This window comes from Acidovorax sp., from assembly GCF_046339755.1.
Taxonomy (GTDB): Bacteria; Pseudomonadota; Gammaproteobacteria; order Burkholderiales; family Burkholderiaceae_C; genus Acidovorax.
Genome location: NZ_JBKDTZ010000268.1, coordinates 1 through 11,949 on the forward strand (window position 1 = coordinate 1; position 11,949 = coordinate 11,949).

Below are 11,949 nucleotides of genomic sequence, written 5' to 3' on the forward strand. Positions count from 1 at the left end.
CGGCCGGCCCAGTTCACGGCTCAGGCCGCCATAGGTGGACGTGGCGCCGCAGCCGATGGCCAGCAGCGCACGCCAGACCTCCTGCTGGAATGGTGTGCCGCCCGACAGGTCCAGCGGCAGGTCGAACCCGCGGCGCTCGCCGTGCAGGAACTGCTGCAACTGGCCCGCGGCCTCCTGCATCAGGGCATGGCCAGCCACCTCGGGCCAGCCGTTGGGGCCATCGAGCTTGGCATTGGGCTGGTGGCGCTGGCCGTCGAACCACAGGCCGACCAGGCCCAGCGGAGATGCGGCCAGGCGCACGGGGCCCAGCGCGGAATCGGCGCGTGCTTGCACCGTGGCAGGATGGAATTGCATGGCGGGAAGACGGTGGTGGGTGGTCATTGCCCGGCCGGCGGCCGGGGTGTGGAGGCCTGGGCCGTGCCGGGCAGGGGCAGTTCCGCCCACGCGCGCAGCACGGCATAGCTGCGCCACGGACGCCAGGCGGCCGAAGCTTCGGTGGCGGCGCGGGCCGGGTTCTTCTGGCCCTGCACGCCCAGGGCCTTGTGCAATGCCACGTCGCCAGCAGGAAAGGCGTCCGGCCAGCGCAGCACGCGCATGGCGATGTACTGGGCCGTCCAGTCTCCGATGCCGGGCAGAGCACTCAAGGCCGACGTGGTGCCGGCCACATCGGCGCCCGCATGCAGCGCCAGGGAGCCGCTGTCCACCGCACGTGCCAAGGCCACGATGGCCGCCTGGCGCTGGCGCACGATGCCCATCTGGCCGAGCATCTCGCCCTCGGCCCGGGCCAGCACCGAGGGCGGCGGGAACAGCCGGGTGAGCTCGGGCCAGGGCGTATCGATGGGTTCGCCCAGCCGTTCCACCAGGCGCTGGCCCAGCGTGCGTGCCGCAGCCACCGTGATCTGCTGGCCCAGCACGGCGCGCACGGCCAGCTCGAAGCCGTCGAAGGCGCCCGGCACGCGCAGGCCATCACCCTCTGGGAAACGCTCGTGCAGCACGGCATTGATGGCGCCGGGCTCGGCATCCAGGTCCAGCATGGCGCGCACCCGGGCGATCACCACGGGCAGCACCGGGTACAGGCTGTCGCTGGTCTGCAGCAGCACCTGGTGGCGCGTGGTGTCGAAGCGGGCGCTGAGCCAGCCGGTCACCTCCGTGGCCCCCGTCACGGCAGGCGACAGGCGCACCGTGCGCCGCAGGGCCGGGGCACCATCGCGCTCCTGCTGCACCCACTCGACGCCGAGGAACCTGCGCCGTTCGAAGAAAGCGAGCAGGGCTGCCACGTCGAGCGGTGGCCGGTAGGCCAGGCGCAGCGTGCCGGTGCTGCGCACGCCCTCCGCACGGCCGTTCTTGCGCAATTGGCCCGGGTTGAGCCCGTAGTGCTCGGCAAACGCCGCGTTGAAGCGGCGCACGCTGCCAAAACCGCTGGACAGCGCCACCTGCGTGATGGGCAGGGGCGTATCGGTCAGCAACTGCTTGGCCGTGAGCAGGCGCCGCGTCTGCAGGTACTGCAGCGGCGAGACGCCCAGCGCCGCCTCGAAGATGCGGCGCAGATGGCGGTCGCTCACGCCCAGGCGTTCGGCCAGGCGGGCCACCGTGGCGCCCTGGCTGTCCCTGGCCCAGCCCTCGGGTGCATCGAGCAGGCGCACCGCCTGCCGCACCAGGATGTCAGTGGCATCCTGTACCGACCAGGCCAGGGACTGCGGCGCCAGCTCGGGCCGGCAGCGCAGGCAGGGCCTGAAACCGGCGCTCTCGGCCTGGGCCGCCATGGCGAAAAAGCGGCAGTTCTCGCGCCGGGGCGTGCGCACGGAGCAGACCGGGCGGCAGTAGATGCCGGTGGAAGTCACCCCGGTGAAGAAGCGGCCGTCAAAGCGCGCATCACGGGTCTGCAGGGCCAGGTAGCGGCCCTCGTCATCCGCCGCCGCAGCGGTGGCGGGGGACGGGGGGCCAGGGGAGAGCAGGGGGGTGGACATGGGGGGAATGATAGGCCGCGCCTACATCCGGTCTGGCCGTTTTCGGACATGTGCCCCCGCAGACATGGTTACGATCCTTCCCTGGAGCTGCAGGGGGCGCCCCCTACAATCCAGCACCGTTCCAACGCTCACCGCAAAGGCCCTCCACGTGCAACCCACGCCTGCCATTTTCAAAGCCTATGACATCCGCGGCATCGTGCCGTCGACCCTGAACGAAGAAGTCGCCCTGGGCCTGGGCCGTGCCTTCGGCACCGCCGCCCGCGCTGAAGGCCAGACCATGGTGGCCGTGGGCCGCGATGGCCGCCTGTCCGGCCCGGCCATGTCGGCCGCATTGATCAAGGGGCTGGTGGAGGCAGGCATCGAGGTGATCGACGTGGGCATGGTCACCACGCCGCTCCTGTATTTCGCAGCCAGTACGCTGTGCCAGAGCGGCATCCAGGTCACCGGCAGCCACAACCCGCGCGACTACAACGGTTTCAAGATGGTGCTCAATGGGCGCGCCATCTACGGCGAAGAAATCCAGGCCCTGCGCCGCACCATGGAGCAGGAAAGCTGGCAGCTCGCCGATGGCGGCAGCGTGCGCCATGTGGACGTGCTGCCCGCCTACCGCGACCGGATCGTCGGCGACGTGAAGCTGGCGCGCCCGCTCAAGATCGTGGTCGACTGCGGCAACGGCATTGCCGGTGCCACGGCCCCGGCCATCTTCCGCGCCCTGGGCTGCGAGGTGATCGAGCTGTTCTCCGAGGTGGACGGCAATTTCCCCAACCACCACCCCGATCCGAGCAAGCCCGAGAACCTGCGCGACCTGATCGCCGCGCTGCAGGGCAGCGATGCCGAGCTGGGCCTGGCCTTCGACGGCGACGGCGACCGCCTGGGCATCGTCACGCGCGACGGCACCAATATCTTCCCCGACCGGCAGATGATGCTGTTCGCCCAGGACGTGCTCACCCGCGTGCCCGGCGGCAACATCCTGTTCGACGTGAAGTGCACCCAGCGCCTGGCGCCGGCCATCGCGTCCGCGGGCGGCGTGCCGGTGATGTTCAAGACCGGCCACTCGCTCATCAAGGCACGCATGAAGGAGCTCGACTCGCCCCTGGGTGGCGAGATGAGCGGCCACATCTTCTTCAAGGAACGCTGGTACGGCTTCGACGATGGCACCTATGCCGGCTGCCGCCTGCTCGAAATCCTGAGCCGCCACGCCGACCCGAGCGCGGTGCTCAATGCACTGCCCACCAGCTTTTCGACGCCCGAACTCAACGTGGCCTGCGCCGAAGGCGAACCGCACCGCCTCACGGCCGAGCTGCAGGCCCTGGCGGCCGGCAGCTTCAGCGCGCCGGCCCAGGTCAACACCATCGACGGCCTGCGCGTGGACTGGCCGGACGGCTTCGGCCTGATCCGCGCGAGCAACACCACGCCGGTGCTGGTGCTGCGCTTCGAAGGACACACCGAGGAGGCCCTGAAGCGCATCGAAGCGGCCATGCTGGCGCTGCTGCACAAGGTCAAGCCCGATGCCCAACTGGGTGCGGCTGCCCACTGATTCCGGACCGACCCCCTTTGCGAATGCCTTGTCCTTGAACATCCCCCTGCCTCCCTCGCCGCGCATCGCTGCGGCACAGTCGATTTCCATGCCGGGCCAGGTGCCGGCCAACGTGCAGGCGCACCTGGCCATGGTCCGCGCAGCGGCGCAGCAGGGCGTGCAACTGCTGGTGTTTCCCGAGTTGTCGCTGACGGGCTATGAGCCCGTGCTGGTCGCGGACCTGGTGCTCGGCGCCGATGATGCCGTGCTGGCGCCCCTGCGCGAAGCCGCCCGCGCCACTGGCATGGCCCTGGTGGTGGGGGCTCCGGCAGCGGCGGTCGTGCCGGGCGGCAAGCCCGCCATCGGCGCCTGGGTGTTCGAGGCCGATGGCAGCGCTGCCCTGTACCGCAAGCGTTACCTGCACCCTGGCGAAGAGCAATTCGCCAGTGCCGGCACCGAAGACGTCCATGTGCGCCCGCTGGCAGGCCAGCCCACGGCGCTGGCCGTGTGCGCCGACACCACCCACCCCGAGCACGCCCGCGCCGCCCGTGGCGTGGGTGCTTCCCTGTATGCCTGCGGCTCGGTGATCTCCGAGGCTGGCTATCCCCAGGATTCTGCCCAGTTGCAAGGCTATGCCGCCGATTTGGGGCTGGCGGTGCTCATGGCCAACCATGGCGCCCCCACGGGTGGCTACACCTGCGCCGGCCGCAGTGCCTTCTGGGCCCCAGGCGGCGAGCTGGTGGCGGCGGCGCCCGGGGCTGGGGCCTGCCTGGTCATCGCCTCCCGAAGGGGAGATGCCTGGCAGGGGCAGGTGGTCGACGTGGTGTCTCCATGAGCACCGCGCGCGCGCTGTACTCCATGGTGACCTGGGCCGCCCAGCCCTTGCTGCGCCGCAAGCTGCGCCGCCGCGCGGCTGCCGAGCCCGGCTATGCCGTGGCCGTGGCCGAGCGTTTTGGCCGCTACCCCCAGCCCATCGACAGCCTGGTGCTGCACAGCAGCACCGATCCGCTGGGCCAGTTCGTCTGGATCCATGCCGTGTCGCTGGGCGAGACGCGCGCCGCCGCCATCCTGCTGGCCGAGCTGCGCGCGCAGCTGCCCGGCATGCGCCTGCTGCTCACCCACGGCACGGCCACGGGCCGCGCGGAGGGCGAGAAGCTGCTGCAGGCCGGCGATGTGCAGGTCTGGCAGCCCTGGGACACGCAGGGCGCCGTGCTGCGCTTTCTGCGCCAGTTCCGCCCGGCCATCGGCATCCTGATGGAGACCGAGGTCTGGCCCAACCTGGTGGCCGCGTGCCGCCAGCGTGGCGTGCCCCTGGTGCTGGCCAATGCCCGCTTCAACGCGCACTCGCTGCGCAAGGCAAAGCGAGTGTCGCCCCTGGCGCGGCCCGCCTATGGGGCCCTGGCGGCCGTGTACGCCCAGACCGACGACGATGCCGCACGGCTGCGCGCCATCGGCGCCCACGTGAAGGGCGTGTTCGGCAACCTCAAGTTCGACGTGGTGCCCGATGCGGCGCAGCTGGAGCTGGGGCGTGCCTGGCGCGTGCAGGCGATGCGCCCCGTGGCCATGCTGGCCAGCAGCCGCGAGGGCGAGGAGACGCAGTGGCTCGACGCGATCCGTGCCTGGAGCACCTCGCGTGCGGATGCGGCGCAACCCGTGCAATGGCTCATCGTGCCGCGGCACCCGCAGCGTTTCGACGAGGTGCAGCAATTGCTCCAGGCGGCAGGCCTCACGGTGTCGCGCCGCAGCACCTGGAGCCTGCAGCCCGAGCCGGCCGACGTGTGGCTGGGCGACTCGCTGGGCGAGATGGCCCTGTACTACGGCATGGCCAACGTGGCGCTGCTGGGCGGCAGCTTTGCCCCGCTGGGCGGGCAGAACCTCATCGAAGCGGCCGCCTGCGGCTGCCCTGTGGTGCTGGGCCCGCACACCTTCAATTTTGCCGAGGCTGCCGAGCTGGCGTGCGAAGCCGGAGCGGCGCAGCGTGTGCCCGACCTCACGGCCGGTGTCGCGCAGGCCATGCGATTGGTGCGCGACCCCGCGCAGCAGGCGGCCGCCAGCGAACGTGCGGCCCGCTTTGCACGCCAGCACCGGGGGGCCGCCCGTGCCACGGTGCAGGAGCTGCTGCAGCTGGTGCGCAGGCGCACCGTGGGACGCATCGAAGACTCCGATGTCTGAGCCGGCGCTGCCGTCCATCCGCACGGCAATGCTGGCCGACGCACCCGCCATTGCCGGTTTGATGGGGCAATTGGGCTACGAGGCCGGCGAGGCGCTGAGCGCCCGCAAGCTTGGCATCCTGGCCGCCCACGCCTTCGACCGTGTGCTGCTGGCCGAGGTGGACGGTGTTGCGGCCGGGGTCATCAGCCTGCATGTCGTGCCCCTGGCACTGCGCACGGCCATGACCGGCATCGCCCAGGCCGAACCGGCGCCCCATACAGGCTTGTACGTGGGTGGCGCGGCAGGCGTCTCGCGCTACCGTCCGGCCGATCCCGGCGCGCCGGTGGCCAGCAAGGACGCACCGGCCTCCAGCTCTATGGCGGCCTGCGCTTCACCGAAAACTTCGGCATCGAGGCCGGCTATGCGCAACTGGGCAAGTTCAGCGAACGCGTGCGCCAGGGCGGGACGGAGATCGAGCAGCAGGGCAAGGGCCGCGTGTTGTATGCCGCGGCCACCGGGCGCATTCCGGTCACCGATGCGATTGCGATCAACGCCCGGGCCGGCATTGCCCAGGGCCGGGTGTCAGGCCGCAATGTCCTGCCCGCCAGTGCCAATCCCATCGGGCGCGAGCGTGGGCTGATGCTGGGCGGCGGTCGGGAGTACGGCCTGTCGCGCAGCCTGGCCATCACCGCCGACTACGACCACTTCGGCAAGCTCTCGCGCGCCGCCAAGGGCGGCCTCGTGACCGTGGGCCTGCGCGCCAGCTTCTGAGGCAGGTGTGCTGCCCCACGCAAGCGGCGTCTGCTTGATGACATGAAATAACCATCTGTGACATGAAAATGTCACAGATGGTTGCGCACGCACTGCGAAAATACCGGTTTTCCGAGTGAGTCTTCCGCCGCGTGCGCAACCCTTCATCTACCGGTCCATTGGCGCGGCACACGATATCCAGGCAGGACGGCTGGCTGCGCATACGGTGGGCGAGCATGGCGTTGGCCGTGTGCGCCGTCCTGCTCATCTGCCTTTTGACCTGGCAGCGCCTGCGGGCAGAAGAACAGCTGCTGGACAGCAATGCGCAAGCCCAGCAGCACAGCCTGGCCACCATCATCTCGGAAAACCTCACCCAGGTGATGGACCGGGGCCGCACGGTGGCCGTGGCCGCGGAGTCCTGGCTCAGCGGGGACCGGATGGAAGCCGAGCAGCGCCTCGTGAGCATGCTGGCCATCGACCAGATCTTCCTGAATTTCTCGCTCTACGACACCTCGCTGCGGCGTGTGTACAGTTCATCGCCCACCGGCACGAATGCGCCCACGCGCGAGGAGCTGGAATCCATAGTGCTCAGCAGCGACAGCACCGAAACCCGCGCGGTGGCGGTGCTGGCCTCGGTTCGCGCGCAGGAAAACCTGTGGGCGGTGCCGGTCCTGTTTCCCATTGCCGACGAGTACGGGGTCAGCAAGGGCTTTCTCTTGATCACGCTGGACATGGGCTACTTCCTCGGCCTGTACCGCAACATCGACATCGGGCGCAGCGGCGTCATCCGCATCCTGGGGCGGGACGGCACGGAATTGGCAGAGGCCCGCGCCGAGGGCCTGACGCACCAGCGCCAGCGGCGCCGGTTCGAGGACCTTGCCGCGCTGGCGTCAGTGGCCGATGGAACCAGTTTCGCGGGTGAAACCCAGGGCATTGGCGGCCACATCGCCAGCGCCCGCCAGGTGGAGCGTGCGCCGTTCATCGTGGTGGTGAGCAAGGAGCTGTCGGAGATCCGGGCCAGCCATGTGCGCAGCAGCATCCGTGTCTGGGCCACCATCGCCGTGCTGGCCGGGGTGCTGGCCGTGGCGAGCTGGGGCCTGGCGCGGGGGTTTCGGCGCCAGCAGTCGCTGTTCCTGGCACTGGTGAGCGCGGACGGCGAGAAGCGTTCGCTGATCGCGCAGCTGGAAGAAGAGAAGGCGCGCGCGGTGGCGCTGGCATCGGTCGACCACCTCACGGGACTGCACAACCGGCGCCTGTTCAATGAACTCGCGGCCAGCCACCTGGAAGTCGCGCGCAGGAGCCGCAAGCACTACGCACTGGTCTACATGGACCTGGACCGGTTCAAGTCCATCAACGACACGCTGGGGCACCATGTCGGGGACCTCCTGCTGCAGGCCGTGGCGGAACGGCTCCGAAACGGACTGCGCAGCGCCGACATCGTGGGCCGCATGGGCGGCGACGAATTCGCCGTGCTGCTGACCGAGCTGGATTCGGCCGAGTCGGTGGATGCCATCGCCACCAAGCTGCTGCACCAGCTGAGCCAGCCCTACGCGGAGCTGGAAGGCCACGAGGTGCAGACCAGCCCCAGCATGGGCATCGCCTTCTTCCCGCGCGATGGGCACGATGTGAGCAGCCTGTGCCGCAATGCCGATTCCGCCATGTACGCGGCCAAGCGCCGGGGGCGCGGCTGCTTCTCGTACTACGACGCGGCGCTCCGTCCCCAGACCGACCGGGCCATGCGGCTTCAGGAGGAATTGCCGCAGGCCATCGAAAAAGGCGAGATGGTGCTGCACTTCCAGCCCAAGGTGCGGCTGTCGGACTACCGCATCGTCGGGTTCGTGGCGCTGGTGCGCTGGGAGCATCCCGAGCTGGGCCTGGTCTTCCCCGGTGACTTCATCCCCCTGGCCGAGGAATCCGGCCTGATCGTCCCGCTCGGGGACTGGGTCATGCAGGCCTGCTGCACCCAGCAGGCCCTGTGGCGGCAGCGGGGAGTGGACGTGGTCCCGCTCTCCTTCAACGTCTCGCCCCGCCAGCTGCGCGATGCGGGGCTGCCCCGGCGCATGGCCGAGCTGCTGTATGCCCACGGCCTGGGCGCCGGCGACATCGAAATGGAAATCACCGAAAGCTCGCTGGTCGAACCCCTGGACATGGCCATCCAGGTGCTCGAAGAGCTGCAGCACATGGGCGTGCTGGTCGGGCTCGACGATTTCGGCAGCGGCTTTTCGAACCTGAGCCAGGTGCGCCATCTGCCCATCAGCAGCCTGAAGATCGACCGCTCCTTCATCAACGACATCCGCACCAGCAAGGAAGTCGGCGTGATCGTGACCTCCATCATCACCCTGGCGCACAGCCTGGGCATGCGGGTCATCGCCGAAGGCGTCGAATTGCTCGACCAGCTCGTTCAGCTCAAGACCGCGGGCTGCGACGAGGTGCAGGGCTACTACCTGAGCCGTCCCGTGCCTGCCGACGAAGCGCTTCGATTGCTGAACCAGCCCACCATCGTGCCCGAATGATGATCTCCTCCCCCCTCCACAGACTGGCAGTGTGCTGCCTGATCGCATCCGCAAGCGCCGCCTGCCTGGCCCAAGGCTGCGACGATCCTTCCGTGCTGCGCTTTGCCTCGATCCCCAAGGCCGACGGCGCGCAGCAGGAACAGGCCTTGCGCCCCCTGATGAAGGAGCTGGGGCGCGTGCTGCAAAAAAGGGTGGAGGTGGTGCGCAGCAATTCCTATGGGGCCGTGGTCGAAGGCCTGCATGCCGCCACCATCGACCTGGCCGAGCTGGGGCCGGCCTCGTATGCCTTGCTGATGGAGCGCGCCCCGTCGGTCACGGCGTTTGCCGTGCTGTCCGAGGGCCTGCGCGCCGATGCCGCGGCACCCGGAACCTACCGGGCGGTCCTCGTCGTGCGTGCAGACAGCGGTTTCAAGTCGCTCAAGGACCTGCAGGGAAAGACCCTCAGCCTGACCGACCCTGTAAGCACCTCGGGGGCCTTGCTGCCCATGCAGGCCGTGCAGAAACTGACCGGCCAGCCGGTGGAGAAGTACTTCAGCCGGGTCACCTACGCAGGCTCGCACCTGCGCGCCCTGGAGGCAGTCCACAAGGGCCTGGTGAATGCGACCTTCGTGTCCAGCAGGCGGCTGGAGGAGTATGGGCAGAAGAAGACGGCCTCGCCCCGGGAGCTGGCGGTCCTGTGGCAGTCGCCGCCCATACCGACGGACCCTTTCGTCTACCGCAGCAGCCTGTGCCCACCCGTCGTGGACAAGATCCGGGCGGTATTTCTGGGTGATTCTCCCGCGCTGCAGCCCATGTTCAACGAACTGGGTGGGCGGCGCTTCGTGCCGGCGTCGGACGCGGATTACCAGTCCATCCGGGAGCTGGTGCGCCCGCAGTAAAAGACAAGAGCCAAGGGACGCTGGATCCAGCCTGGGCAGCCAGGCTGAGCGCCAGCGCGCCCGCAAGGCACACCCTGCCGGCCAGCCTATGGCGGCTTCATTAAGCATTTGTGACTTGAAGGGTCTTTCAGGGTAAATCCCAGGTCATTATTTTGCAACAAAGAAATTACAGAATGAAACACCTTTCTCGCAGTGAGAGAGGCTCGGACTTACCCATCGCGACGGAGCCTCCATGCAGATCAGTTCGAACCGGAGAAAGCTGGTTAAATACTGCGCAGCGTCCATGGCCGGTTCGGTAATGGGGTGGAGTTCATCATTGTCCAGGGCCGCGGAGCCGGATGCGATTGCCATTGCCCAGGTGGTGGATATGTCGGCTGGCCAGCAGGAGGTCAGCCGCGATTTCATGGCAGGCTCCAAGGTGGCATGGCAGAACCTCAATGCCAGGGGCGGTATTCGCGGCAAAAAGATACAGCACCTGGTAATGGAGGTGGATGGGACGCCAGAGTCCGTGAAAAATGCTTGGAATAGCATTATTTCCGATGCGCGCTGCGTGGCCATTTCCGGCTGTGTGGGAAACAACCTTTCCGAGCAGTTGTGCGCACTGCAGAAATCGGCAGGCATTGCCAGATCGCTGCCGATTATCGCGCCCTGGATGCACAACCCTGCCGAAAAAGGCAATCCTGAGGGCTCCTTCGACATATTTGCGGGGCATCGTCAGCAGATCGAGTTTGCCGTGCGCTCGCTCGCTGTCATGGGCGTTCCCCGGGTTGTGACGGTCTTCGCATCCCCCCTGTACGAGCAGCAATCGAGGAGCTCGGTCGAGAGGGCGGCGCTGGCGACCAGGATCAGCGTCAACCATGTGCCGGCTTCCACTTTCAGCACCAACGGGTACAAATACCAGCCGGAAGTGCCGGTGGTCCTTTTCCTGGGCGATACGCTGCAATTGCACGAATTCATCCAGCAACTGGCCATGCCGGCGGGCAGGCAGTGCTACGTCATTGCCCTGGCCGATGTGAATCTGCAGGTACTTGCACAAATGTCGAAAATACCCCGGCAGATATCGGTGGTTGCCACCCAGGTGGTACCGCCGGTCACGGCCGGTATGCCCGTGGCCCGCGAATACCGGGAAGCCCTGGGGCGCCTTTTCGATGAAGAGCCGACGCCGCAGGGCCTGGCAGGGTTTATCGCCGCGAAGTTCACGGAAAATGCCATTTCCCGGTCGGCACAGCCGGTGACCAGGTCTTCTCTGTTGACTGCACTCAAGAAAAGGGAAGACAGCGATCTGGGCGGATTCAATGTCATTTTCGACGGAAAATCCCGCATCAGCCATTATGTCACCCAGACCGTGATTGCCAGCGACGGGCGTGTCCTAAGGTAATCCCATTCCAAATAACCCATGATGGATGCAATCCCTGCATCGCGGTAAGATCCACCAAGGCCAGGCTTAAACCGGTGTTGGTGCAACTTCGGAGGTCGAATGTCAGATGTTCACGTGGTGGTTTTTGTTTCTGCGCGCAATTCCCTGCGCAGCGTGCTGGCGCGGGCCTGCCTGGAGCACGTCAGCAAGGGCCGGTTCCGCGCCTATTCCTGCGGCAAGCCGGGCATGCTGGCCACGGGCCCGCACGAGCTGGCCCTGCAGGCCATCCAGATTGCCGGCATCGCGCTGCGGGATGACAAGCAGTACGACTGGAACGAGTTCGCGCGCCTGGGCGCACCCAAGGCGGACTTCGTCATCACCATGGACGAAGGTATCCAGAACCTGACCCCCAAGTGGAGCGGCCAGCCGGACACGGCGCTGTGGGCCTACCCGGACCTGGTGGGCGGGGCCGCCGGCGAGGAGGACCCCCTCAAGGCCGCCAACGCGATGCTGATGTCGCTGCGCCGCCGGCTGGAAATCCTCTCCAGCCTGCCGATGCGCGACCCGGACCGGGCTGCACTGCGCTCGGATGTCCGGGACCTGGCCTACCTGGGCTGACTTTTTCGAGGCCGAAACCAGCCCGAAGCGGGGCGGAGCAGCAGGGCTGCTCCGCCCCGCTTCTGTTTCAGGTGCCGACTACACCGCCGTCCGCCTTGCGGATCACCACCGTGGCCGAACGGGGGCGCCCGGCCGGGCGCTGATCGGGCCAGTTGGAGAACTTGCGTGGCTCGGCGGGGTCGCTGCGCTCGCTCGGGCT

The 11,949-nt window shown here is 67.9% G+C and carries 10 protein-coding genes; 8 read left to right on the forward strand and 2 right to left on the reverse strand.

Annotation, left to right across the window (positions count from 1 at the left end; genetic code table 11):
* Both ACK59X_RS23270 and ACK59X_RS23275 read right to left on the reverse strand, forming a co-directional pair.
* Positions 1-354, reverse strand: a 354-nt coding sequence (locus ACK59X_RS23270) for a methylated-DNA--[protein]-cysteine S-methyltransferase (protein ID WP_409960753.1), incomplete at its 3' end; no start/stop codon positions are given.
* Between the two features lie 23 nt (positions 355-377).
* The gene (locus tag ACK59X_RS23275; RefSeq protein ID WP_409960754.1) at positions 378-1,967 is read right to left on the reverse strand and encodes a DNA-3-methyladenine glycosylase 2 family protein; all 1,590 of its coding nucleotides are present in this window, start codon (positions 1,965-1,967) and stop codon (positions 378-380) included.
* Between the two features lie 148 nt (positions 1,968-2,115).
* On the opposite strand from ACK59X_RS23275, the gene ACK59X_RS23280 reads away from it, so the two are divergent.
* The 8 genes from ACK59X_RS23280 to ACK59X_RS23315 all read left to right on the forward strand — a co-directional run bounded on the left by ACK59X_RS23280 (position 2,116) and on the right by ACK59X_RS23315 (position 11,750).
* Positions 2,116-3,504 (forward strand): phosphomannomutase/phosphoglucomutase, encoded by a 1,389-nt coding sequence (locus tag ACK59X_RS23280; protein ID WP_409960755.1) that lies wholly within the window; start codon positions 2,116-2,118, stop codon positions 3,502-3,504.
* A 34-nt stretch (positions 3,505-3,538) separates the two neighbouring features.
* Positions 3,539-4,318, forward strand: coding sequence for a carbon-nitrogen hydrolase family protein (locus tag ACK59X_RS23285; protein WP_409960756.1), 780 nt, complete (start codon positions 3,539-3,541; stop codon positions 4,316-4,318).
* Positions 4,315-5,655, forward strand: a complete 1,341-nt coding sequence (locus tag ACK59X_RS23290; protein ID WP_409960757.1) for a 3-deoxy-D-manno-octulosonic acid transferase — start codon at positions 4,315-4,317, stop codon at positions 5,653-5,655. Before ACK59X_RS23285 ends, ACK59X_RS23290 begins: the two co-directional genes overlap by 4 nt.
* 69 nt (positions 5,656-5,724) lie before the next feature.
* Positions 5,725-6,405 (forward strand): outer membrane beta-barrel protein, encoded by a 681-nt coding sequence (locus tag ACK59X_RS23295; RefSeq protein ID WP_409960762.1) that lies wholly within the window; start codon positions 5,725-5,727, stop codon positions 6,403-6,405.
* A gap of 215 nt (positions 6,406-6,620) precedes the next feature.
* Positions 6,621-8,897 carry a putative bifunctional diguanylate cyclase/phosphodiesterase gene (locus ACK59X_RS23300; RefSeq protein WP_409960758.1) on the forward strand — a complete coding sequence of 759 codons (2,277 nt, stop codon included), beginning with the start codon at positions 6,621-6,623 and terminating at the stop codon, positions 8,895-8,897.
* Positions 8,897-9,775, forward strand: coding sequence for a phosphate/phosphite/phosphonate ABC transporter substrate-binding protein (locus ACK59X_RS23305; RefSeq protein WP_409960759.1), 879 nt, complete (start codon positions 8,897-8,899; stop codon positions 9,773-9,775). Before ACK59X_RS23300 ends, ACK59X_RS23305 begins: the two co-directional genes overlap by 1 nt.
* A 232-nt stretch (positions 9,776-10,007) precedes the next feature.
* A complete protein-coding gene (locus tag ACK59X_RS23310; RefSeq protein ID WP_409960760.1) occupies positions 10,008-11,153 on the forward strand; it encodes an ABC transporter substrate-binding protein in 1,146 nt (381 codons plus the stop codon).
* Positions 11,154-11,252: 99 nt separating this feature from the next.
* On the forward strand, positions 11,253-11,750 hold the full coding sequence (locus tag ACK59X_RS23315) for a low molecular weight phosphatase family protein (protein WP_409960761.1): 498 nt from the start codon (positions 11,253-11,255) through the stop codon (positions 11,748-11,750).
* Positions 11,751-11,949: the final 199 nt, after the last annotated feature.